This window comes from Amycolatopsis rhizosphaerae (assembly GCF_007713715.1).
Classification (GTDB): Bacteria; Actinomycetota; Actinomycetes; order Mycobacteriales; family Pseudonocardiaceae; genus Amycolatopsis_E; species Amycolatopsis_E rhizosphaerae.
On the sequence record NZ_VJWX01000072.1, the window covers coordinates 1 to 21,060 of the forward strand.

General features: G+C 70.5%; 22 protein-coding genes, 3 tRNA genes and 1 pseudogene. 17 read left to right on the forward strand and 9 right to left on the reverse strand.

Annotated elements, in window-relative coordinates; translation table 11 throughout:
- A partial coding sequence (locus FNH05_RS10285) for an FAD-dependent monooxygenase (protein ID WP_144587117.1) occupies window positions 1–995 on the forward strand: 995 nt, incomplete at its 5' end.
- A 1-nt stretch (window position 996) separates the two neighbouring features.
- The gene (locus FNH05_RS10290) at window positions 997–1,674 is read left to right on the forward strand and encodes an alpha/beta fold hydrolase (RefSeq protein ID WP_144587118.1); all 678 of its coding nucleotides are present in this window, start codon (window positions 997–999) and stop codon (window positions 1,672–1,674) included.
- Here the strand turns inward: FNH05_RS10290 and FNH05_RS10295 are convergent.
- Complete coding sequence (locus tag FNH05_RS10295) at window positions 1,663–2,649, reverse strand: GlxA family transcriptional regulator (protein WP_144587119.1); 987 nt, start codon at window positions 2,647–2,649, stop codon at window positions 1,663–1,665. The two genes, FNH05_RS10290 and FNH05_RS10295, sit on opposite strands and share 12 nt — an antisense overlap.
- Before the next feature lie 52 nt (window positions 2,650–2,701).
- Between FNH05_RS10295 and FNH05_RS10300 the strand changes: the two genes are divergently transcribed.
- A complete protein-coding gene (locus FNH05_RS10300) occupies window positions 2,702–3,094 on the forward strand; it encodes a cupin domain-containing protein (protein WP_144587120.1) in 393 nt (130 codons plus the stop codon).
- A 271-nt stretch (window positions 3,095–3,365) separates the two neighbouring features.
- Here the strand turns inward: FNH05_RS10300 and FNH05_RS10305 are convergent, their stop codons facing one another.
- Window positions 3,366–4,184 (reverse strand): SDR family NAD(P)-dependent oxidoreductase, encoded by an 819-nt coding sequence (locus tag FNH05_RS10305; protein WP_144587121.1) that lies wholly within the window; start codon window positions 4,182–4,184, stop codon window positions 3,366–3,368.
- A gap of 101 nt (window positions 4,185–4,285) precedes the next feature.
- Here FNH05_RS10305 and FNH05_RS10310 point away from each other — a divergent pair, with 101 nt between their 5' ends.
- The 3 genes from FNH05_RS10310 to FNH05_RS10320 all read left to right on the forward strand — a co-directional run bounded on the left by FNH05_RS10310 (window position 4,286) and on the right by FNH05_RS10320 (window position 7,126).
- Window positions 4,286–4,903 (forward strand): TetR/AcrR family transcriptional regulator, encoded by a 618-nt coding sequence (locus tag FNH05_RS10310; protein ID WP_144587122.1) that lies wholly within the window; start codon window positions 4,286–4,288, stop codon window positions 4,901–4,903.
- A 100-nt stretch (window positions 4,904–5,003) separates the two neighbouring features.
- Complete coding sequence (locus tag FNH05_RS10315) at window positions 5,004–6,209, forward strand: NAD(P)/FAD-dependent oxidoreductase (protein WP_144587123.1); 1,206 nt, start codon at window positions 5,004–5,006, stop codon at window positions 6,207–6,209.
- A complete protein-coding gene (locus FNH05_RS10320; RefSeq protein WP_144587124.1) occupies window positions 6,206–7,126 on the forward strand; it encodes an RNA polymerase sigma-70 factor in 921 nt (306 codons plus the stop codon). The genes FNH05_RS10315 and FNH05_RS10320 overlap by 4 nt, the downstream gene beginning before the upstream one ends.
- A gap of 52 nt (window positions 7,127–7,178) precedes the next feature.
- Here FNH05_RS10320 and FNH05_RS10325 read toward each other — a convergent pair whose 3' ends face one another.
- Window positions 7,179–8,000 carry an alpha/beta fold hydrolase gene (locus FNH05_RS10325; RefSeq protein WP_144587125.1) on the reverse strand — a complete coding sequence of 274 codons (822 nt, stop codon included), beginning with the start codon at window positions 7,998–8,000 and terminating at the stop codon, window positions 7,179–7,181.
- Between the two features lie 102 nt (window positions 8,001–8,102).
- Window positions 8,103–10,382 carry a S9 family peptidase gene (locus FNH05_RS10330; protein ID WP_144587126.1) on the reverse strand — a complete coding sequence of 760 codons (2,280 nt, stop codon included), beginning with the start codon at window positions 10,380–10,382 and terminating at the stop codon, window positions 8,103–8,105.
- A gap of 133 nt (window positions 10,383–10,515) precedes the next feature.
- Here FNH05_RS10330 and FNH05_RS10335 point away from each other — a divergent pair, with 133 nt between their 5' ends.
- Together FNH05_RS10335 and FNH05_RS10340 are read left to right on the forward strand one after the other, a co-directional pair.
- A complete protein-coding gene (locus FNH05_RS10335) occupies window positions 10,516–11,250 on the forward strand; it encodes a TetR/AcrR family transcriptional regulator (protein ID WP_144587127.1) in 735 nt (244 codons plus the stop codon).
- Between the two features lie 44 nt (window positions 11,251–11,294).
- Window positions 11,295–12,197: a hypothetical protein gene (locus FNH05_RS10340; protein WP_144587128.1), complete on the forward strand. Its 903-nt coding sequence runs from the start codon at window positions 11,295–11,297 to the stop codon at window positions 12,195–12,197.
- Here the strand turns inward: FNH05_RS10340 and FNH05_RS10345 are convergent.
- Window positions 12,106–13,077: a TIGR03619 family F420-dependent LLM class oxidoreductase gene (locus tag FNH05_RS10345; RefSeq protein ID WP_246127646.1), complete on the reverse strand. Its 972-nt coding sequence runs from the start codon at window positions 13,075–13,077 to the stop codon at window positions 12,106–12,108. The genes FNH05_RS10340 and FNH05_RS10345 overlap by 92 nt on opposite strands.
- A 108-nt stretch (window positions 13,078–13,185) precedes the next feature.
- Between FNH05_RS10345 and FNH05_RS10350 the strand changes: the two genes are divergently transcribed.
- Window positions 13,186–14,019, forward strand: a complete 834-nt coding sequence (locus FNH05_RS10350) for an NmrA family NAD(P)-binding protein (protein ID WP_144587129.1) — start codon at window positions 13,186–13,188, stop codon at window positions 14,017–14,019.
- Here the strand turns inward: FNH05_RS10350 and FNH05_RS10355 are convergent.
- Window positions 14,016–14,909, reverse strand: coding sequence for a Vgb family protein (locus tag FNH05_RS10355; protein WP_144587130.1), 894 nt, complete (start codon window positions 14,907–14,909; stop codon window positions 14,016–14,018). The two genes, FNH05_RS10350 and FNH05_RS10355, sit on opposite strands and share 4 nt — an antisense overlap.
- A gap of 45 nt (window positions 14,910–14,954) precedes the next feature.
- Window positions 14,955–15,398 (reverse strand): MarR family winged helix-turn-helix transcriptional regulator, encoded by a 444-nt coding sequence (locus FNH05_RS10360; protein ID WP_144587131.1) that lies wholly within the window; start codon window positions 15,396–15,398, stop codon window positions 14,955–14,957.
- 92 nt (window positions 15,399–15,490) lie between these two features.
- Between FNH05_RS10360 and FNH05_RS10365 the strand changes: the two genes are divergently transcribed.
- Window positions 15,491–16,351, forward strand: a complete 861-nt coding sequence (locus tag FNH05_RS10365) for an NAD(P)H-binding protein (protein WP_144587132.1) — start codon at window positions 15,491–15,493, stop codon at window positions 16,349–16,351.
- Window positions 16,352–16,364: 13 nt separating this feature from the next.
- Here the strand turns inward: FNH05_RS10365 and FNH05_RS10370 are convergent, their stop codons facing one another.
- Window positions 16,365–16,736 (reverse strand): VOC family protein, encoded by a 372-nt coding sequence (locus FNH05_RS10370; protein ID WP_144587133.1) that lies wholly within the window; start codon window positions 16,734–16,736, stop codon window positions 16,365–16,367.
- Window positions 16,737–16,796: 60 nt separating this feature from the next.
- On the opposite strand from FNH05_RS10370, the gene FNH05_RS10375 reads away from it, so the two are divergent.
- From FNH05_RS10375 to FNH05_RS10400, 7 genes are all read left to right on the forward strand, one after another.
- The gene (locus tag FNH05_RS10375) at window positions 16,797–17,264 is read left to right on the forward strand and encodes a MarR family winged helix-turn-helix transcriptional regulator (RefSeq protein ID WP_144587134.1); all 468 of its coding nucleotides are present in this window, start codon (window positions 16,797–16,799) and stop codon (window positions 17,262–17,264) included.
- Between the two features lie 9 nt (window positions 17,265–17,273).
- Window positions 17,274–17,942 (forward strand): hypothetical protein, encoded by a 669-nt coding sequence (locus tag FNH05_RS10380; protein WP_144587135.1) that lies wholly within the window; start codon window positions 17,274–17,276, stop codon window positions 17,940–17,942.
- A 298-nt stretch (window positions 17,943–18,240) separates the two neighbouring features.
- Window positions 18,241–18,313, forward strand: a tRNA-Gln gene (locus FNH05_RS10385).
- Window positions 18,314–18,331: 18 nt separating this feature from the next.
- Window positions 18,332–18,405: transfer RNA gene (locus tag FNH05_RS10390), tRNA-Gln, on the forward strand.
- A gap of 23 nt (window positions 18,406–18,428) precedes the next feature.
- Window positions 18,429–18,502, forward strand: a tRNA-Cys gene (locus FNH05_RS37955).
- A gap of 302 nt (window positions 18,503–18,804) precedes the next feature.
- Window positions 18,805–19,641, forward strand: a complete 837-nt coding sequence (locus FNH05_RS10395) for a CPBP family intramembrane glutamic endopeptidase (protein WP_144587136.1) — start codon at window positions 18,805–18,807, stop codon at window positions 19,639–19,641.
- Complete coding sequence (locus FNH05_RS10400) at window positions 19,641–20,780, forward strand: sensor histidine kinase (RefSeq protein WP_342781543.1); 1,140 nt, start codon at window positions 19,641–19,643, stop codon at window positions 20,778–20,780. The genes FNH05_RS10395 and FNH05_RS10400 overlap by 1 nt, the downstream gene beginning before the upstream one ends.
- Before the next feature lie 24 nt (window positions 20,781–20,804).
- Here the strand turns inward: FNH05_RS10400 and FNH05_RS10405 are convergent.
- Window positions 20,805–21,060, reverse strand: a pseudogene (locus FNH05_RS10405) (epoxide hydrolase); the annotation flags it as partial.

The following is a 21,060-nucleotide window of genomic DNA, read 5'->3' on the forward strand; positions in this document are numbered from 1 at the left end:
GGCTCGGTCTCGACGGCGAACTCGCCCGCTTCGGCGTCGCCACCGGTGAAAACGTCTACTGCGATTCCTCGGGTGCCCGGTTGTTCAGCGAACCGCGCGGGCTGGCCGGGGGCTACCGGCATCCGCAGTACTCGGTGCACCGCGGACGGCTGCAGACGATGCTGCTTTCCGCCGTCCGTGCCCGTCTCGGCGAGGATGCCGTCCGCACGGGGACGCGGGTGGAGGGTTTCGATCAGGATGCCGATTCGGTGCGGGTGCGGATCTCCGGCATGTCGCAGCCGTTGGAGGCGGACGTACTGGTGGGGGCGGACGGGGTGCACTCCGTGGTGCGAGCCCAGCTCCATCCCGCCGAAGGGCCGCTGCTGTGGCCGGGGGTGCGGATGTGGCGCGGGATCACCGAGATGGAGCCGTTCTTCGACGGCCGCACCATGGTGATCGTGCGGGGCAGCGGTGATGGGGACGGTGACGGGGACGTCGAACTCGTCGCCTACCCGATCGGCCCCGCCTCGGTGAACTGGGTGGCGCTGGTGCCGGCCGGCGAGCCGGGGCCGCTGCCCGGTGACGCGCACTGGAACCGCCCGGGCCGGGCGGAGGACCTGCTGTCGCTGTTCGACTGGAACCTGGGCTGGCTCGACGTCGCCGAGCTCATCACGCGCAGCGAGGTACTGCTGGAGTACCCGATGGTCGACCGCGATCCGTTGCCGCATTGGGGGCACGGCCGCGTGACCCTGCTGGGGGACGCCGCCCATCCGATGTATCCGGTGGGCGCGAACGGCGCGTCCCAGGCGATCGTCGACGCCGGTGTCCTCGCCACCGAACTGTGCGGCGGGAACCCCGCCGGACTGGCCCGGTACGAAGCCCTCCGCCGGGAGCCGACCGCCGAGGTCGTGGCCGCCAACCGGGAGATGCAGCGCACCGGTGGCGCGCGGTCACCGGAGGAACTCGCCAGGATCACCGAAACCTACCGTCGCCGCACCACCACGCAAGGAGCATGACATGGCCACCTTTGTCCTCGTCCCCGGTGCCTGCCACGGCGGCTGGTGCTACGAACCGCTGGACGAACGCCTGCGGCAGCACGGCCACCGCGTCCACACGCTCACCCTCACCGGGCTCGCCGAGCGGCGCCACCAGCTGAGCTCGACCGTGAACCTGGACACGCACATCCGGGACGTACTGTCCTTTGTGGAGGTCGAGCGGATCCGGAACGCGGTGCTGGTGGGCCACAGCTACGGCGGGATGGTGCTTTCCGGCGTGGCCGACCGGGCCCCGGAGCGGGTGGGGTCACTGGTGTACGTCGACGCCTTCGTCCCGCGCGACGGGGATTCGTGCTGGACGATGACTTCGGACGAACAGCGCGAGTGGTATTTGAGCGTGGGGGAGGACGGCTACAGCGTGCCTCCGCTGCCGTTCTTCGACAAGCGGGCGACGCCGCACCCGCTCGCCTCCCTGCTCCAGAAGATCCGCCTCACCGGTGACCTGAGCGGCTTCCGCCGCCGTGACTACGTCTACGCGACCCGCTGGGAGGGCGAGTCCCCGTTCGCGCCGACCCGCCGTCGCCTGGAGAACGATCCATTGTGGAAGGTGCACCCGCTGGACAGCAGGCACAACGTGATGCGGGACGCTCCCGACAAGTTGCTGGAGATCATGCTCGACTCGGCCGCCTCACTGGACTGAAACCGCGGGGCCGAACCGGCGCCGGTAGGCGGAGGGGGTGAGCCCCGTCTCGCGGCGCATCAGCGCGCGCAGGTTCGCTGCCGTGCCGAGTCCGCTGGCCCGCGCGACCACGTCCAGCCGGGGCTCCCCGCGCTCGATCAGCCTGCAGGCCAGCGCGACCCGTTCCCGCGTCAGCCAGGCCAGCGGGGTGGTGCCCAGTTGTGCACGGAACCGCCGGTGCAGGGTCGCCGGGCTGACCGCGGCCCGGACGGCGAGATCGGCCACGGTCAGCGGCTCGCCGAGCCGTTCCTGTGCCCAGGAGAGCACCGGGTCCAGTGATTCGTCACGGCATTCTGGCACCGGGCGCTCCACGAACTGCTGCTGACCGCCGTCGCGGTTGGCGGCGAAGACCAGCCTGCGGCTGACCGCGTTGGCGATCTCCGCGCCGTAGTCGCGGCGGACCACGTGCAGTCCGAGGTCGAGGGCGGCGGCACTGCCGGCGGCGGTCAGGATGTCCCCGTCGTCGACGAACAACACGTCCGGTTCGAGGTGCACGGTGGGAAAACGCTCCCGGAACCCCTCGGCCCACTGCCAGTGCGCGGTGGCGCGGCGTCCGTCGAGGACTCCCGCTTCGGCCAGGGTGAACGCACCGCTGCAGAACCCGATCAGGCGCGCCCCGCGCGCGTGGGCGCGTCTGATCGCCGCGAGCACCGCGGGACGGCGCGGAACCTCGACATCGGGACGGTTCGGCACGATCAGGGTGTCGGCTTCGTCGGCCGCGTCCAGCTCCGCCACCCCGGTGAGCGTGAAGAACCCGTTGCGCATCAACGTGCGCGGCCGGGGCGAGCACAGCCGGAAGTCGTAGAGGTCCCGGCCGAGTTCGGGCCGGGGCAGCCCGAAGATCTCGATCGCGCAACTGAGCTCGAAGGGGTTCGAGTTCTCGTCCACGATCGCCACCACCCGTGGCGGAGCGGCCTGCGAGGATTCTTTCGACATATGCAATTCCTACCACTCACCCCCGGTGACCCCGGCCCGCCAGGATGACGGCATGAGCAACGAACCGATCGTCCTCGCCGAAGCACTGGCCTCCTTCGACGCGCTGTGGAGCCCGAGGATCGTCACGCGGGTCAACGACTACGACGTCCGGATCGCCAAGGTCAGGGGCGAGTACCTGTGGCATGTCCACGACGACACCGACGAGTTCTTCCTCGTGCTGGACGGTGAACTCGATCTCTCACTGCGCGAAGCGGGCGTCGAGCGCACCGTCCACCTGCCCAAGGGAGCGGTGTTCACCGTGCCGCGCGGCACCGAACACAAGCCGTCCTCGGCCGAGGGCGCGGCGATCCTGATGTTCGAACCCACCGGCACGCTCACCGTCGGCGACCGCCACGACGAGATCCCGGACTACGTGGACGCGACCACCGGCCACGAACTCGGTTAGGGCGTGTATCAAAGTGGCTTGGGTAGCGGTGCGGGTAGCGGAACCTCAGGCGGTCCCTGACTGCGGGATCGCCTCCTCATGAATGCCAATTCATGAGCGCTGGCAGTGCTGTTCTTGCCAGGAACCGCCTGAGAACCCGCGGCGGTGCCAGTTGACAGCGTGGTGCAAACGGCTGACGCCGCTTCAAGACGCGAAATCCGACTTGCGTTGACCAAGACTTCGATACAGGTCCTAGTTCCAGGGCCGGTCCGGCGGCGCCGGGCACGACCGCTCATCGGGCGCTTGCGGTCGCCGTCGTGGCGGCGCGGGCGGTCAGCCTCCCCATCATGGTGAGCGACTGCCTGCGGCCGGCCAGTCGGCTCACCGTCGTGGCCACTCTGTTCATCGCGCCGACGACGACGCTGGGTGGGGGGTTACGCCGGTCCAGCGCGCGCAGCGCGGTCTCGACAACCTGCTGCGGCGTCTGGAGCCGCTGGCCACCGGCCGCCTCCGGGTCGGCGGTGTCGAAGAACTCGGTGTGGGTGGCTCCCGGTGACAGGGCGAGTACCCGTAGACCGGTGCCGCGGTGTTCGTACCACAGCGCCTCGGTGAAGCTGAGCACGAATGCCTTCGTGGCGCCGTAGACGGCCATCCGCGGTATCGGGGTGTAGGCGGCCATGCTCGCGACGTTGATCAGGACGCCTTGCCGGGAGGCGCGCAGGTCGTCGATGAAGGTCCTGGTCAGGTCGACGACTGCGTGCACATCGAGAGCGATCTCCTTGCGGAGCCGCTCGGCCTCCTCCTCGACGAACAGCCCGTGGGTGCCGAAGCCGGCGTTGTTGACCAGTCCCGTCAGCCGCAGGCCACGGTCGCTCAGCTGGGCGGCCAGGTGCGCGGCGGCGCCCGGTTCGGCGAGGTCGCAGGCGAGCACGGTGACGGCGATGCCGTGCTCGGCCTTCAGCTCGGCGGCCAGAGCCGTGAGCCGGTCCTCCCGGCGTGCGACGAGGACGAGGTCCGAGCCCCGACGGGCGAACTGGCGGGCGAACTCCGCCCCGATTCCGGAACTGGCGCCGGTCACCAGCGTCAGTGCGCCGCGGTGATCGAGTGACATGTCATCTCCTCGGTAGGGCTGGCATCGAGTGCCAAATTAACACTTTATGCAAGGTGGGCACAGAGGGTCGGCTCGGCATCGCATACGATAGGCTGACGGGCATGACGACGCGCCATGACCGGCCGGAGGCGACCACGGGCCCGATATGGGAGCGAACCCGCCGGCGTGTCCGCGAGGAGATCACGGACGTCGCCCTGGCGCTGTTCCTGGACCAGGGATTCGAGAACACCACGGTCGACCAGGTCGTCGCCGCGGCCGGGATCTCCCGGCGGTCGTTCTTCCGCTACTTCGGCACGAAGGAGGACATCGTCTTCGGCGATCTCGCCGAACAGGGGCCGGTGATCCTGGCAGCGCTGGAAGCCCGGCCGGACGACGAGCCCGTCTGGACGGCGCTGCGGCATGCGTTCGCCGTGCTGAACGCCCAGGTTGCCCCGCGGCGCGGCCTCGCGATCGCCCGGCTCGTCGCCACCAGTCCCGCCCTGCGGGCCGCCCACCTGGAGAAGCACCTGCGGTGGCAGGAACAACTCGCACCCGAGGTCGAACGGCGTCTCGGCGACGGGGACGCCCCGCCGGGCCTGCGCGGTCAAGCGGTCGTGGCCACCGCGCTCGCGTGCCTCGACGCGGCCACCGCCGTCTGGCTCGACCGTGGCGGCAAAGGCGGGATCGAGGAACTCGAACGGCTCTACGACCAGGCGCTCACCACCGTCCGCGACAGTTAGGCCCCGCACCGGGACTGTGTCGCCCGTCACCCCATGTCACGTCCGGATCGCCTGCCCCCATCCCGTGGGCATCGTCAGGCGAACCAAGGAGGACGCAACGATGGGCACACGGCAGAAAACCGGCACGGCGGCCCCGCACCGCGTGGTGATCCTGGGCGCGGGTTACGCGGGCACGGCCGCGGCGATCCAGCTCGCGGCGCGGGTCAAGCAGCGTGAGGACGTACAGGTGACCCTGGTGAACGCGCAGGAGCGGTTCACCGAGCGGCTGAGGCTGCACATGACGGCCACCGGGCAGCAGCTCGCGGAGCTGAGCATCCCGGAGCTGCTGGAGGGGACGGGCGCGCGGTTCCTGCGCGGCTGGGTGACGGCGGTGGACGCGGACGCGAAGACCGTGCGGATCGACGACGACCGGGTCCTGCCCTACGACACGCTGGTGTACGGGCTGGGCAGTGTGGCCGACACGGCGACGGTCCCGGGCGCCGAGGACCACGCCTACACCTTGAACAGCACCCAGGACGCCGGGATGCTGGCCGCCCGGCTGGCGCGGCTCGGCAGCGGCACGGTGGTGGTCGCGGGCAGCGGGCTGACCGGCGTCGAGTCGGCCGCGGAGATCGCCGAGCGGCACCCGGAACTCGACGTCGTGCTGCTGGGCAGGCAGGAACCGGGTGCGGCCCTGCACCGGAAGGCCCGGGCGTACCTGCGGGCCGCGCTCGACCGGCTGGGCGTGCGGGTGCGCAGCGGAGTCGAAGTGGCGAAGGTGCTGCCCGATGCGGTGGCACTGGTGGGCGGGGAGAGCATCGCCGCCGACGTGGTGTTGTGGACCAGCGGTACGCGGGTGTCGCCGCTGGCGGCCGCCGCGGGGCTGACCGTCGACGGGCGCGGCCGCATCGTCACCGACGCCGCACTGCGCTCGGTGTCGCACCCGGAGGTGTACGCGGTGGGTGACGCGGCCGCGATCCGCCAGGGCTACGGCGTCATGCACGGCACCTGCCAGGGCGGCATGCCGACCGGTGTGCACGCCGCGCTGTCGATCCTCCGCGCGCTGAAGGGCAAGCAGCCCACACCGTTCCGCTTCGGCTACTACCACACGCCGGTGAGTCTGGGGCGGCACGACGCGGTCGTGCAGTTCACCCGCCCCGATGACAGCCCGCGGCGAATCCGGCTGACGGGTCACTGGGCGGTGCGGTACAAGGAGGCGGTGACCGCCTCACCGTGGCCGACCTACGGCCGGATGAAGAAGATGCCCGCGTCCGGCGCGTTCTGGCCCCGCGGTGGCCGTTTCACCCGGGTCCGGAACGCACGATGATCCCCGAGTCTTCCGAGAGGGACCAGCAGGTGTTCCACCGGCACCGCCCCCTGCTGTTTTCGGTGGCCTACCGCGTCCTCGGCACCGCGGCCGATGCCGAGGACGCGGTGCAGGACGCCTGGATCAAGTGGTCTGCCGCCGACCGGTCCCAGGTGGCCGACCCGAAGGCGTACCTGACGCGGATCGTGTCGAACCTCGCGCTGGAGCGGTTGCGCTCCGCCCGGCACAAGCGGGAAACCTATGTGGGGCCATGGCTTCCGGAGCCCATCCTCACCAGTGGCGACAGCGCCGAGTCCGTCGTGGACGCCGAGTCGGTGTCGATGGCGATGCTGGTGGTGCTGGAAACGCTGAGCCCGCTGGAGCGCGCCGTGTTCGTGCTCAAGGAGGTCTTCGGCTTCAGCCATGCCGAAATCGCCGAGGCCGTGGAGCGTTCCGAGGCGGCGGTGCGCCAGGCGGCGCACCGCGCCCGGGAACAGGTGCGGGGCCGCCGGCCGCGCTTCACCGTGGACCGGTCACGGCAGCGCGAGGTCACCGAGCGGTTCTTCGCCGCCGCGACCGGTGGTGACGTCAACGCACTGATGGAGTTGCTGTCCCCGGACGTGACACTGTGGACAGACGGTGGCGGCAAGGTCCGCCAGGCCATGCGGCCGGTCGTGGGCTCGGCCACCGTGGCCGCCTGGTTCGCGGCCATCGGCACGGTCGCCTACCAGGGCATCGAGCCCGCGGACAGGAAAGCCGAACTCGCCGAGATCAACGGCGGACCGGGCATCGTGTTCAGCGCGCCGGACCGCGTGATCGCCACCCTCACCTTCGATTTCGACGCCGACGGCCGCATCACCGCCATTCACAACGTGGCCAACCCGGACAAACTGCGGGCCATCGCCGAGGGCACCGCGCACCGGCTCGGGCCGCGGTGACCGCCTCCCCGCGCGTTCGTCCGCGGCCGCGCTGGACACGAGGCGATCGCCGTCAGCCCTTGGCGAAGGCGAGAAGGTCCTCGTTGAGCTGTTCCCGGTGGGTCAGGAACAGGCCGTGGGGAGCGTTCTCGTACACGACGAACCGCGCGTGGGGAACCAGGTCCGCGATGCGCTCGCCGGTGAGTTCGAGCGGCGTGGACGCGTCGTGGTCGCCGTGGACGATCAGCGCCGGCACGGTGATCGCGGCCACCTCGGCGCGGAAGTCGGTCTCCGTCAGCGCCTTGTTGCAGTCGACCAATGCTTTCAACGACGCTTCCGTCATCATGCCGAGCAGCCACTCCTGCTGTCCCGGCGAGACCTCACAGCCCGGCAGGCCCGCGCCGAAGAAGGGCGGCGCGTTGTGGGTCAACCACCGGGTGAGGTCGGCCCGCCAGCCACGTCGCACCTCCTCGGCGGCGGTGCCATCGACACCCTGCGGGTTGTCGGTGGTTTTCAGCAGGAAGGGCAGTGCCGCGGCGACCATGGCGACTCCCTTGACCCGGCCGGTGCCGTGCCGGGTCAGGTAGCGGACGATCTCGGCCCCGCCCATCGAATGCCCGACCAGGGTCACCTGACCCAGGTCCAACCGGTCGAGCAGGGCGGCCACATCGTCGGCGAGTGTGTCGAACTCGTAGCCGCTGCCCGGGTCGTCGGACCGGCCGTGCCCGCGCCGGTCGAGCGCGAGGCACCGGAATCCGGCGTCGGCGAGGTGGATCATCTGGTGCTGCCACATGGCTGAGCCGAAACCCCAGCTCGCGAGCAGGAGTACGGGTTGCCCGGTACCCCAGTCCCGGTAGAACAGGCGCGTGCCGTCGGCCGCGTCGAAGTAAGGCATGTCTTTTCTTCACTCTCGTGAGGTCGTTTCCCGCCTGGAAGGCGCTGGGGACGGAAAGCTATCGAGGGTTCGCTGACACCTTCTGTCAGGAAACCGGCCCCGTCAGCCGAAGATGTCGGCGATCAGGTTCAGGTCGAACGGGGCCGGGGCGAGCCGGTAACCCTCGGGCGGTTCGGCGCCCAGCACATGCCGGACCAGGAAGTCCCAGCGGCGACGGGTGACGTAGTGCTCGTAGCCGAAGAACGTGTGCTCGGCCCCGGGCACGATCACCAGGTCGAAATCCTTGTCCGCTTCGATGAGCCGTTCGGCCAGCCGCAGGGTCTGGTGCGGGTGGACGTTGTCGTCCATGCCGCCGTGGACCAGCATCAGCTTCCCCTCAAGGCGCCCGGCGAGTTCCACATTGGACGACCGGAGCCAGGCGCCGGGGTCGGCCCCGTCGTAGGTTTCGCTCCACCACAGGTGGTAGTTGCGGTTTTCGTGGTTGCCCGCTTCGGCGACCCCGGCCTTGTACACCTCGGGGTACCGGCACAGCGCCCGCACGGTGGCGTACCCGCCGCCGGACAGACCGAAGATGCCCACCCGGTCCAGATCCAGCCACGGCCGCGTCCGCGCCAGTTGCCGCAGCGCGGCGACGTGGTCGTCGAGGCCGCCGGCGCTGCCGAGGTTGCCGAACGAAGCGTCGTGGAAGGCCTTGTCGCGCCCGGGTGTGCCCCGGCCGTCGACGGCGATCACCGCGAAGCCGAGCGCGGCGGTGGCTTCGGCGTCGCAGCCGAACATTCCCGGGTCGAAGGACGGAGGCACGCGCCGCATGTGCGGACCGGGATACGGGTGGTCGATGACCGGGTAGCGGCGGGCCGGATCGAAGTCACGCGGCAGGTGGAGCACGCCGTAGATGTCGGTTTCCCCGTCGGCGGCCTTGACGCGGAACCGTTCCGGCGCGGTCCAGCCCGCCGCGATCAGGCGGCTGATGTCGGCCCGCTCGAGTTCGACGAGCACCCGGCCGTCCCAGTCCCGTGCGCGGATCACCGGCGGGGTGGCGATGGTGGAGGCCGAGTCGAGGAAGTACCGGCCACCGGGGGCGACCGTGACGACGTGGTCCAGATCGTCGTCGGTCAGCCGGGTGAACCCGGCGCCGTCGAGCCCGCTCCGGCACACCGAGCGCCGGTACGGATCGTTCTCGACGAGCCCGGCGGCGACGAAGTACACCAGGCCGCGATCCTCGTCGAGGTGCAGGATCTCCTGCACCGCCCACGCGCCCGAGGTCACCTGCGCCAGCAGTTCGCCCGTGGCCAGGTCGTACCGGTACAGGTGGCCCCATCCGTCGCGCTGCGAGTACCAGAGCAGTTCGCGCCCCCCGGCCAGCAACCGGACCATCGGGCCCTGGTTCTGTTGCTGGGCCGGTTCGACCCGGGTGGTCCCGGTTTCACTGTGGACGGTGCGGACCTCGCCGGTCACCGCGTCGAGTCGGTGCAGGCTCAGCGTGTGCATGTCGCGGGACTGGCTCAGGTAGTACACGGCCGAGCCGTCCTCGGCCCACCAGGCCCATTTCGCCGTGATGGGCGACAGCAGCGGTACGGGCAGCGGTGCGCTGCGTGCCGGGACGGCTTCGCCGGTGGTGTCGAGCACGACGAACTCGGCCAGTGGGAGGTTCTCGTCGCCGGGGTAGGCGAAGCGCTGGGTCATCAGGCGTGGTGCGCCGCCGTCGCCGGGCAGGGCTTCGACGAGGTGGGTGGTGCGGACGGCGCGCTGGTCGAGCCGGTGGGTCAGCAGGCGGGCGGAGTCGGGAGACCAGGCGACGGCGGGCGGCAGGTGCGGAATGCCGATCTTGCCGAGCAGCACGTCCGGGGTGAACGCGCTGGTGCCGTAGTCGTGATCGGGTGCGCCGTCGGTGGTCAGCGGCCGTTCCGCCCCGTCCGGCAGGGAACGGATCCACAGATCATGACCGCGGCGGAACACCGCGTGCTTGCCGTCGGGCGAGACGATGTCGAGGAAGGTCGTGCCTGCGGCGGATTCCGCCTTCTCACACCGGTAGGTGTCCAGCGAGCACCGCCAATGCGCGTCGAAGGCGTCGAATTCGACCGCGTCCCCGGTGAGGTCGATCGCGGTGAAGGGCAGGGCGGCCGCTGCGACCGGCTGCCCGGAGGCTTCCGCGAGTGCGGCGGCGAGGCGGTCGTGGTCGAAGGCGGGTTCGCGGATTCCCGCGGCGGGGTCGGCGAACAGGAACCGGGCGCCCTCCGCGGTGTCCACTGTGTACCAGAACCGGTCGCCGCCAGGCAGCCAGCACGGGCGGATCCGGCCGCCGTGGACGAGCTTCGCGCGGTTGTGGCGCAGAAGCCGCTCAGCCGCCTGGTAGGCGGTGGCGTCGAGACGCGCGGTGGTCATGCGGTTCCTTTCTCGGGAAGACGAGGCATGCGTACGGTGTTCGCATTACTGCGCACACTGTACGCATAGATTCACGCCGTACGCAACGGAGGTACGGTGTGCGCTACGCTGGCCGGGCAGGAAGGGAGACCCGATGACCGCCGATGAGCAGCCGATTCCTTCGGTCTGGGCTCGCGAACCGCGGCGCAGGCGCGAGCAGCCCGTCCTGGGCCGGTCGCAGATCGTGGCCGAGGCCGTGCGCCTTCTCGACGAGGAGGGCATCGACGCGCTGAGCATGCGCAAGCTCGGCACCCGGCTGGGCGCCGCCGCGACCTCGCTCTACCGTCACGTGGCGAACAAGGACGAACTGCTCGAACTGGTGGTGGACGAGGTCGTCGGCGAACTGCGGGTTCCGCCTCCCGGGCCGAACTGGCGGGCCGCCGTGCACGAGTGCGCCCGGGACATCAGGGCGGTGCTGCTGCGGCATCCGTGGATCGTCACCCTGCTCGGCGGGGCGGGCACCGCCTACCTCGGGCCCAACATGATGCTGTTCAGCGAGGACATGCTGGCGCTGTTCGAGGGCGCGGGCCTCGGCCTCCCCGAAGCCAACCGCGCGATGACCATCGCCTTCGCCTACGTCATCGGCATGACCAGCACCGAGGCGGCGTGGCTGACCATGCTGACCCGCACCGGGCGGGACGAGGCCGAATGGATGCGCCGGATGTGGCCGGTCGCCCGGCGCGCCGCCGAGCCCTACCCCCGCCTGCGCACGCTCTACGCCGAGCAGGGTGGCGAACAGGGTGACCAGGACCCCCGCCGGCACCGCGACGAGGAATTCGAGTACGGCCTCGACCGGGTCCTCGACGGTCTGGCTCCACTGGTCCCCTGAAAAGGCCGCCACGACCTCGGGCTCCTGTGTAGAGTCACGGTCCCGTGGATCTTGATGTGACCATGAACAACGTCGTCTTCCAACTGAACGGCGACGACAACGACCTCGTGATCGCGGCGGCGCCCGCCCAGGCCCAGGACTCCGTCCGGCAGGCGTGGCGCCAGGCTCAGCGGGAGCGGCCGGTCCAGGCTTCCGAGGTGACCAGGGTGCACAGCACCTGGCAAGCCTCCCGCACGGACGGCGTCTTCCTGGTCGAAACGTTCGCCGAGGCCGAGTACACCTACGTTTTCGACCGCCCCGAGGGGGACGACTGGACCGATGCCTTCGAGCACGCGCGGAAGGTGATGGCCGACCTCGACGGCGTCGAGCGGGAAGAGGGAGGACGGGAGAAGATCGCGCGGGCCGAGCGCGACGGTGAATGGCTGCCCATCCTCCACAGCACCTCCGCCCCGTTACGGCTTTCCGCCTCCCTGCCGCTGGTCGAGGGCAAGCTGTACGTCGGATTCGCCAAGGTCACGATCACGCCCGAAGGCCGGATCGGCATGGCCCACCTGCTGCGGAGCAGTCTCGAGGCCATGAGCGACAAGGAGTACCTGGAACTCGCCGGAGAAGCGTGCGACAACCTGAAGCGCGGGCTCACCATCAGGATGCTTCCGGATGAGGAGCACGGGAACCTGGCCGTCATGGAGCGGAACGGTCCGTGCGCGGGGTCGGCGATCATGCTGCCCGACTTCCACGAGAACGTCGCCGGGATGGTCGGTGCGGACCGGTTGATCGTGGGGCTGGTCAGCCCGGACCACATCTACATCGCGGGTGAGGGTTCGGGTCGCGCCGAGGAGATCAGGGAAGCCGTGCTCACCTCGCCGGACACGGGCTCCGAACTGGTTCCGAGCCTGTTGCGAGTCGACACCGATGGTATGGACGTGATCGCCGAGCGCCCCGTGTGATCACTCGTCGCCGTGCGCTTCGGGCTACTGGGGGAGCCCGAAGCGCCGGGCGAAGGCCGCGAGTTCCTCGCGCAAGAGCTCCGGCTCGGCGGTGCTCGCGCTGACGACCACGCGGGTGACGCCCTCCGCCGCGAGCGCCTCGGCCCGTTCCACGGACAGGTCGATCGAACCCCAGCGGGTATTCAAGCGCGCCGGGGTCGCGGCCCGCTTCCCGCGCGGCTTCGCGGGCGAGTTCCAGTTGGGTGGCGCGCTCGTCGGGACCGAGCGCGCCACCGGGGAAGTAGCCGTCGCCGCGACGGCCCGCCCGGCGGGCGGCCGCGCGCGTCGATCCGCCGACGTGGATCGGCAGGTGCCGGGCATCCAGCGGTTTCGGGAAACTGCTCAGCCTCTCGAAACGGAAGAACTCGCCGTCGAAATCGACGCCGTCTTCACCGCCCTCCCACAGCAGCCGCAGCGCGTCGATCGCCTCGTCGGCGCGCCGCCCGCGGCTCGCGAAGTCCACGTCCATCGACCGCGCCTGCCCCGGCAGGCTGCCCAGGCCCACCGTCAACAGCCGCATCCGCCCGCCCGACAGCACGTCGAGGGTGGCCAGCCGCTTCGCCAGCAGCACCGGGTGGTGGTAGGGCAGCAGCAGGACGGCCGTGCCGAGCAGGATCCGGTCCGTCGCCGCGGCGACGAAGCTCAACGCGTCGAGTGGATCGAAATACGGTGTCGCCGCGGGAAGGGGCATCGGCCCGACCGCGGCGCCGGGGTACAGCACGATGTGCTCGGGCAGGTACAGCGACTCGAAGCCGTGTTCCTCGGCTAAGCGCGCGTAGGTGAGCAGATGCCGCGCATCCGTACCGTGGTGCGCGGGGGCGTAGCTGATGCCGAACTTCATCGTGGTCCTTCCGTTCCGGTGCGGACCGCGACACTAGACGTTGACGTCGGCGTCAGGGCAAATCAGCGGTGTTGACCTCGATCTTGGTGGAGGTCCTACCGTGTCGGTGTGGAGAGGATCCTGGTGACCGGTGCGACCGGCAGGGTGGGCGGAAATCTGGTTTCGTTGCTGGTGGACGCGGGATACCCGGTGCGGGCGGTGGTGCGCGACCCCGCCCGCGCGACACTGCCCGCCGCGGTGGAGGTCGTCCGGGGTGATCTGTCCGATCCGGACTCGATGGCGCGGGCCGTGCACGGGTTGGACGCTGTCTTCCTGATGTGGCCGGGGATCGCGGTGGAGCCGCGGACGGTGCGGGCGATCACCGCCGGAGTGCGGCAGGTGGTGTACCTCTCCACCGATGTGGCCGATCTCGCCGACGGGGAACCGGCCACGGGTTTCCATCAGGAGATCGAGCGGCTGATCCGCGACTCCGGGGTGCGGTGGACCTTCCTGCGGCCCATCGATTTCGCCGCGAACCTGCTCGCCTGGAGCGGGCAGGTGCGGCAGGGGGTGGTGCGCTGGCCGTACGCGCGCGCCGCCCGGTCGCTGATCCACGAGCGCGACATCGCCGAGGCCGCCGCGACCGTGCTCACCACGGCCGGGCACGACGGTGCCCGTTATGTGCTGACCGGCCCGGAAGCACTGACGCACGCCGAACTCGCCGGGATCATCGGCGAGGTGACCGGGCGTCCGGTCCGGTGGGAGGAGCAGGATCCCGGGCAGGCGTACACCCAACTGGCGGCGGCGTGGGGCAACCCGGGTTTCGCCGCCGCCAGGCTCGCCGCGTGGAAGTCCTTTGTGGAAACCCCGGAGCGGGTCACGGACACGGTGCCGCGCCTGCTGGGCCGTCCGGCCCGGACCTTCCGGTCCTGGGTCCAGGACCACCTCGGCGACTTCGGTTAGGTTGTGGTTTCCCACCGGGCGACGGCACCGGTTTCCAGTGCTGTCCAGAGTGCGCCGTCGGGGCCCAGGGCGAGGCCGTGGGGTTCGGAGGACGGTGACGGCAGGTCGAACTCCTCGATCCTGCCGTCGGCGGTGAGGTGCCCGATCCGGTTGGCTCCCCATTCGGTGAACCAGCAGTCCCCGGCGGCGACCGCGGCAATGGCGTGGGGCCGGGCGGCACGGTCGGGAAGGGGAAACTCCTCCACGACGCCGTCCACCGAGATCCGGCCGACCTGCCCCGCCATGATTTCCACGAACCACAGTGCCTCGCCGTCGCTGGCGATCCCCACCGGGCCCGCGGCGGGCGTGGGCAGCGGGTGCACGGTGACCTCGCCTTCGATGGTCATGCGGCCGACCGCGTTGGCCTGGTTGAGGGTGAACCAGAGCGCTCCGTCCGGGCCGGTGCTGATCATCGAAGGGAACGCTTTCTCAACCGGCAGGCCGAACTGGGTCACTGTGCCGTCGAGGCCGATGCGGCCGATCCGGTCGGTGTGCATCTGGGTGAACCAGAGCGCGCCGTCGGGTCCGGCGGTGATGCCGTAGGGGCCGCTGCCGTCGGGCGGGGCGTAGGTGTCCACGGTGCCGCCGGTGGTGATGCGGCCGATGCGGTGGTCGTGGGCGCGGGTGAACCACAGGGCCTGGTCCGGGCCGGGTGTGATGATCATCGGCTGGCAGTCCGCCGGATCGAGCGCGTAGGTGGTGAGCGCACCGTCGGTGGTCAGCCTGCCGATCCGGCCACTGTGGACGAAGGTGAGCCACAATGCCCCGTCCGGCCCGGTCGTGATGCCGTAGGGACCGGAGGTGCCGCCGGTCAGCGGGATTTCCCGCACCTGCGGGGTGCCTGAGGTCATGAGCGCATCATGTCGGGGCGGGCCGGTCACGGCGACCGCTTTTCGTCAGAGGTCCTCGGCCGGCGGCCCGCCGAGGAGGTCCGCGGCCGTCTTGTGGACCTTCGCCAGCGCGCGCAACAGGTACTTGCGCTCGGTCTCGCTCAGGTCCGCGGTGACCTGCTCCTCGAGTGTTCGCCGTTCGGTCTCGACGGGTTCCCGGAGCGCGCGCCCGGCATCGGTGAGCCAGAGCCGGACCAGCCGCTGGTCCCGCTCGTCGCGACGCCGGGTGAGCAGACCCGCCGCGGCCATCCTGGTGGCCATCTTGACCACGGTGGGGGTAGTGACGTTCAGCGCGGCCGCGATCTCGCCGGGGGTGCTGCCGTCGTGGTCCCACAGCGCGGCGAGCAGGTGGTTCTGCCCGAGGTGCAGTCCGTGCCGTCGCATGCCGGCGTCGGCCAGTGCGCGAAGCAGCTTGTTGGTCCTGCCGTGCAGGTCGAGGAACTCGGGCATGACATCCTCCCCGGACTCGTTTGACGGCTAATGATCTACCGGATACCGTCTCTCCCGCAAACTCGTTAGACGGCAAACGAAATGGGGTAGCCATGCTGCTGATCACCGGTGCCACCGGCAACATCGGCCGTGAGCTGGTCGGGCAGCTCGCCGGGCAGGAAACCGGGCTGCGGGTTCTCGTCCGCGATCCGGCACGGGCGGCCGCCTTGCCCGAGCGGGTGGAGAGGGTGATGGGGGACCTCGGCGACCCGTCGAGCCTGGCCCGTGCGTTCGACGGCATCCAGGGGCTGTTCCTGCTGAACCCGGGACTGGGAATCGACTACACCGAACACGCGGTCGCCGCGGCGCGGGCCGCCGGTGTGCGCCGCATCGTGCTCCTGTCGTCGATCAACGTGCTCGGCGACCCGATGCCCGCGATGGGGCACTGGCACCACGAACGGGAGGAAATCGTTCGCGCCGGGGGGATCCCCGGGACGATCCTGCGTCCCGCCGGGTTCATGACCAATGCCCTGGAATGGGTGCCGACCCTGCGGGACGGGGGATATGTGCTCGATCCCATCGGGCCGGGCCGTCATGCGCCGATCGATCCCGCGGATATCGCCGCCGTCGCCGCCCGCGCCCTCACCGAGGACGGTCACGACGGGCGGGAATACCTGCTGACCGGCGGCGAAGCTCTCACCGTCGCCGAACAGGTCCAAATCCTCGGCACCGTGCTCGGCCGCACGATCGAGGTCCGGGAAGCCGGCACTCCCGAGGAGATCGTGCGTTCCCGCTATTCACAGGGGGCTTCCCCGGCGTTGGCGGACGCACTCCTGGAATCCCTGACGCGCGCGCGGGCCGATACGACCGGAGTGCGGACGGACACCGTCGCCCGGCTGCTGGGCCGGGCTCCGGTGACGTTCCGCGTCTGGTGTGAGCGCAACGCCCACGCCTTCACCGGCGGCCAAGCCTAGAACGACCGTCGTTTCATGCCTTGTCGTGGATGGTGACGGCGTAGCCGTCGGGATCGGCGAAGGTGAAGGTCCGGCCGAAGGGGCCGTCGAACGGGGCGGCGATGATCCGCACGCCCGCGGCGCTCAGTGCGTCGTGCATCTCCTGGGCGTTCTCGGCGTGCAGCCACAGTGCCACGCCCAGGCCGGGGTGCGGTCGTGCCGCGTCGAGGTCCACCCCGGGCAGGGGTTCCCGCACGGCGAACGGGATCGGGGCGGTGTCGAAGACGACCGCGTGGGGTGGTGCGGCAGGCAGGCGGCGCAGTCCCAGTCGCGTTTCGTAGAACCGGGCGGCCTGTTCGAGGTCGCGGACCTGCAGGGCGACGAAATCGGGTCCGGTGACGGTCATCGTGAAACTCCCTGTTTCGATGTCAGGATCTTGACATCGAGTCTATGTCATAATCCTGACATGTCGCAACAAGAGACCGTGGGGCCGCTCACGGACGCGGTGGGATACGTCCTGAAACAGGCTGCCTCCGCGCTCCGCGCCGGAATGGACGCCGCGTTGCGGCCGCTGGAGCTCACCGTGCCGCAGTACGCCTGCCTGGAACTGCTCGGGCAGCACCCCGGCCTGTCCAACGCCGAACTCGCACGAGGTGCCTTCGTCACCCGGCAGTCGATGAACGGGGTCCTTCGAGGACTGCAGGACCGCGGCCTCGTCAGTCGCCCCGCCACCGCCGCCCACGGACGCGCACTCCCCACCGAACTCACCCCGGCAGGACGGCAGCAGCTGCACGAGGCAAGCGTCGCCGTGCGCGCCGTCGAACGGCGGATGCTCACCGCGCTGTCCCCGAGCGCTCAGCGCCGCCTCCGCGACGACCTCGCCGCCTGCGCCGCCGCGCTGGCCGAACCCGGCGGCACGCCGGCCGGTGAATAGGGTTGCGGGGTGCCCGGCCATCAGTGGTTCGACATCGAATCGAGCGAAGACCCCGAAGAGCTCACCGGAGACGCCCTCGCGTTCGCCACGGTGCTGCGCGAGCGAACGGCGTCCTGGGCCTCGGAGGACGTCGACGATCTCCTCCTGCCCGACGCCGGCGGTGCCCTCATCGCCGCGCTGAGCCTCGCCGATCCGGTGTCCCACCACCACCTGATCCACTTCGGCGTGCACCTCGGGGAAGGCCGCGTGCGGGGCGACCGGCTGCACAGCCAGCTCTTCTCGCTGCCCGGCCATCCGTCCGGCTGGGCACTGACCGCCTCCGGCGACCCGCGGGAACTGGGCGCCGAGGCCGCGGACTGGTTCCGGACCGTCCTGCGCAAGCCCGTGGTCCTCTACGTCTGGCTGCACCAGGGCTACGCCTACGCGGGCAGATACGCCTTCGCCGACACTGGAGAGACGCTCATCCAGAACTACCAGCGCGGCAGGGCGCCGCACGGCCAGGCCGACGAGCTGATCGCGGCCGGCCACGTGCACGGCAGGGGCTGGATCCAGACGACCGGACTGCCCCGGCCCGACCTGTACCTGCACATCCACGGAAACCTGGATCCCGGCCTGATCCCACCGTCGATCCCCGTCACGACCCGCCGCGGCCCGATCGCCGGAATCTGGTACGAATAGCCGCCACGGGAAAGCGGCTCGAAGACGAAGCGCGGAAATACGTTTGACCCCTCCGCCCCAAGGGGCAAAACTGGTTTCAGTCGATGAGCCCAGGGAGCGGACATGCGAATGTGCGGAAGGCAGCGCCGGAACCAGGCCGCCGCAGACCCGCGGCATGGTCATCGACAGCGCTTTTCCCAGCAACACCAAGGGTTTTCCGGCTTCCCGGCATAGCGGACGGTACGTCCGCCGGCGAAGCCGCCCGGATCGGGGAATCCGATCCGGGCGGCTTTCTCTTTCTCCACTGGAAAAACACTGTTCCCGGTTGGTGTAGTCCGGCAGCACGGCGGACTTTGGATCCGCATGCCCAGGTTCGAGTCCTGGACCGGGAGCGCCGTGCACACCCCCGATGCCCGTTGGTCCAGATCGGCATGGACACCGCGCTCTGAACGCGGAGACCGAGGTTCGAACCCTCGACGGGCAGCGAACGCCGCCACGGCGGCGAGACGTCCCAGAGCTGGAGTGGTCGCCAGCGCCCGTCCGCAGGACGGGAGGTCCGGGTTCGAATCCCGGTGGGACGACGGTGACCGAAGCCGAAGCAGACGAGGCCCCGGACTGTGGATCCGGGCACTAGCCGGTGCGAGTCCGGTCGGTCACCCCCGCGCGGGGCCCGGTGGCCACCCGGAACTCATATCTCCGGGGAGCCTGGTTCGACACCAGGACGCGCGACCGCCACGGCATTCGGGGGAAACGGACGGAATCCGTCCCCCGTGCGAGCCACACGCAGGCGTCCACTGCGCGGTGATGTTTTCGGGCCGTCGAATCCCTAGCGTTCGGCGTAGCCGCGACGCTCTGGTCGCGGAACATCTCGCAAGGAGTCGTCATGCGTCTGGTGAAGCAGCTCGTGATCGTCTCGGCGGTCGCCGCCGCGGGCAGCCTGAGCGTCGGCGCGGTGCAGTGGAACGTGCCTCTCACCCTGATCCTCGGTGTCGCCACGGCGGTGCTCTCGCTGCTCGCCTACGCCTGGGTGGTGCGGTGGACCGAGCATCGCGCGCCGGTGGAGGTGGCGGTGGCGGGCGCCGGTGCCGCCCTCGGCCGGGGTGCGCTGATCGGCGTCGGGATGTTCGCCGCCGTCATCGCGAACATCGCCTTCGTCGGCGGCTACCGGGTGATCGGCTGGGGATCCGTGGCGGGTGCGGTGGCGCTGTTCGGGTTCATGGCCGCCGCCGCCGTGACGGAGGAGGTGGTCTTCCGCGGGGTCCTGTTCCGCATCGTCGAAGGACGCATCGGCACCTGGGCCGCGCTGGCGCTGACCGGCGTGCTGTTCGGCCTGTCACATGTGTTCAACCCGAACGCCACGCTGTGGAGCACGATCGCCATCGCCGTCGAAGCCGGCGGCATGCTCGCCGCCGCGTACGCCGCCACGCGCAACCTGTGGGTGCCGATCGGCCTGCACTTCGCGTGGAACTTCGCCGAGGGCGCCATTTTCGGCACCGACGTCTCGGGGAAGAGCGCCCCCGAGGGGCTGCTGCGCAGCGTGATGTCGGGGCCGACCGCCCTCAGCGGCGGCGAGTTCGGCCCGGAAGCGAGCCTGTACACCCTGGTGGCCGGCCTGGCGGTGACGGCCGGGTTCCTGCGGCTGGCCCGCCGGCGCGGCCATGTGGTGCCGCTGCGCCGGCGCGCCGCCCGGAACGACGCCACCGCTGCGCTCTCCCGGTGATGGACCTGCGCCGGGTGGCCCGCCGGTGGCGGCGCTGCGACGTCATGGTCCGAGATCTCCCGTTCGCGCTGCTGCTCGCGGTCGCGTCCCTGGTGCCGGTACTCCACGGTCACGGCACACAACTCGGCGACCTGCCGGACCGTCCCATGGACGCACTGGCCTTCGCGGCGGTCGCCCTCGAATGCCTCCCGCTGGCCGTGCGCCGCCGGTTGCCGAGCGTCTGTCTCGCACTGGTGTCACTCGGTTTCGCCGTCGACCAGCTCGGCCGGTATCACACGGTCGCGAGCATCGCGCTGCCCATCGCACTGCTGAGCACGGCAACCCATTCGGCACACCACCGCCGCACCACGGTCGTCCTGGCTTCCGCGGCGTACGTGGCGTTGTCGGTTGCCCTCGACCGCTACGGATCGACCGAGGGGCTGGCCGGCTTCGCCACGTTCTACCTGGCGCTGGCCATCGCGTGGGGCATCGGGGTCTGGCTGCGGCTGTCCCGGGCCGCCGAGGCGGAACGCCGCCGCCACATCGCCGAGACCACCCGTACCGCCGAACGCGCCCGCATCGCCCGCGAACTCCACGACGTCGTGACCCACCACGTGACGGCGATGGTCGTGCAGGCCGAGGCGGCGCGCTACCTGACCGCCGCCCCCGAACGCCTCGAGCAGACCCTGAGCGCCGTCACCGACACCGGCCGACGAGCCATCACCGACCTTCGGCACCTGCTCGACCTGCTCAACCCGGACCACGGCACCGAGCCGCGCACACCCGCCGCCGGTGAGCTCCACGCCCTCGTGGAACAGACCAGGCGGGCGGGCCAGCCAGTGGAGTTCACCGAGGAGGGGCGTCCTCCGGAGACGACCGGCAGTGCCGAGTTCGTGGCCTACCGGGTGGTGCAGGAGGCTCTGACGAACGCCCTGAAGCACGCCCACGGCAGTCGCACCGCGGTCCAGGTGCACCACAGCACGACGGAGATCACGGTGGAAGTCAGCACCGACGGCTCGGGCTCGAATACCGGATCAGCCGGTGGGAGCGGCCGCGGCCTCGCCGGGCTCCGCGAACGGGTTGGCGTGCTCGGCGGTGAGTTCAGCGCGGAGAACCGGGAAGAGGGCGGCTTCGTCGTCCGGGCTCGCATCCCGGCGTGACCGCGTACGAGCGCGCAGGGGCGTTCAGGGCCTGCGGCCGTGAAAAGTGCGGCGCAGGTCGCTCACCCAGGCGTCGGGGTTCTCCCAGGGGATGAAGTGGCCGCCGTGATCGTGGGCGTTGACGTTGACGTGGTTGAACCAATCGGCCTGCGGACCGGTCTTGAACGCCCGGACGCGCTCGTCGGCGGTGTGGATGCCGGGCGGGTTCTCGTACGTGACGAAGGTGAGGCCGACCGGGGCCTGCACGACCGGGGTGCGGTCGTGGGCGGGGGCCCAGGGG

What these genes read in the sequence shown, in the direction of transcription:
- FNH05_RS10395 (WP_144587136.1), top strand. Translation starts at nt 18,805, where the DNA reads ATGCGTCTGGTGAAGCAGCTCGTGATCGTCTCGGCGGTCGCCGCCGCG.
- FNH05_RS10355 (WP_144587130.1), bottom strand. Translation starts at nt 14,909, where the DNA reads ATGACCTCAGGCACCCCGCAGGTGCGGGAAATCCCGCTGACCGGCGGC.
- FNH05_RS10335 (WP_144587127.1), top strand. Translation starts at nt 10,516, where the DNA reads ATGACCGCCGATGAGCAGCCGATTCCTTCGGTCTGGGCTCGCGAACCG.
- FNH05_RS10400 (WP_342781543.1), top strand. Translation starts at nt 19,641, where the DNA reads ATGGACCTGCGCCGGGTGGCCCGCCGGTGGCGGCGCTGCGACGTCATG.
- FNH05_RS10365 (WP_144587132.1), top strand. Translation starts at nt 15,491, where the DNA reads ATGCTGCTGATCACCGGTGCCACCGGCAACATCGGCCGTGAGCTGGTC.
- FNH05_RS10290 (WP_144587118.1), top strand. Translation starts at nt 997, where the DNA reads ATGGCCACCTTTGTCCTCGTCCCCGGTGCCTGCCACGGCGGCTGGTGC.
- FNH05_RS10315 (WP_144587123.1), top strand. Translation starts at nt 5,004, where the DNA reads ATGGGCACACGGCAGAAAACCGGCACGGCGGCCCCGCACCGCGTGGTG.
- FNH05_RS10300 (WP_144587120.1), top strand. Translation starts at nt 2,702, where the DNA reads ATGAGCAACGAACCGATCGTCCTCGCCGAAGCACTGGCCTCCTTCGAC.
- FNH05_RS10320 (WP_144587124.1), top strand. Translation starts at nt 6,206, where the DNA reads ATGATCCCCGAGTCTTCCGAGAGGGACCAGCAGGTGTTCCACCGGCAC.
- FNH05_RS10330 (WP_144587126.1), bottom strand. Translation starts at nt 10,382, where the DNA reads ATGACCACCGCGCGTCTCGACGCCACCGCCTACCAGGCGGCTGAGCGG.
- FNH05_RS10310 (WP_144587122.1), top strand. Translation starts at nt 4,286, where the DNA reads ATGACGACGCGCCATGACCGGCCGGAGGCGACCACGGGCCCGATATGG.
- FNH05_RS10325 (WP_144587125.1), bottom strand. Translation starts at nt 8,000, where the DNA reads ATGCCTTACTTCGACGCGGCCGACGGCACGCGCCTGTTCTACCGGGAC.
- FNH05_RS10360 (WP_144587131.1), bottom strand. Translation starts at nt 15,398, where the DNA reads ATGCCCGAGTTCCTCGACCTGCACGGCAGGACCAACAAGCTGCTTCGC.
- FNH05_RS10305 (WP_144587121.1), bottom strand. Translation starts at nt 4,184, where the DNA reads ATGTCACTCGATCACCGCGGCGCACTGACGCTGGTGACCGGCGCCAGT.
- FNH05_RS10295 (WP_144587119.1), bottom strand. Translation starts at nt 2,649, where the DNA reads ATGTCGAAAGAATCCTCGCAGGCCGCTCCGCCACGGGTGGTGGCGATC.
- FNH05_RS10375 (WP_144587134.1), top strand. Translation starts at nt 16,797, where the DNA reads ATGTCGCAACAAGAGACCGTGGGGCCGCTCACGGACGCGGTGGGATAC.
- FNH05_RS10345 (WP_246127646.1), bottom strand. Translation starts at nt 13,077, where the DNA reads ATGAAGTTCGGCATCAGCTACGCCCCCGCGCACCACGGTACGGATGCG.
- FNH05_RS10370 (WP_144587133.1), bottom strand. Translation starts at nt 16,736, where the DNA reads ATGACCGTCACCGGACCCGATTTCGTCGCCCTGCAGGTCCGCGACCTC.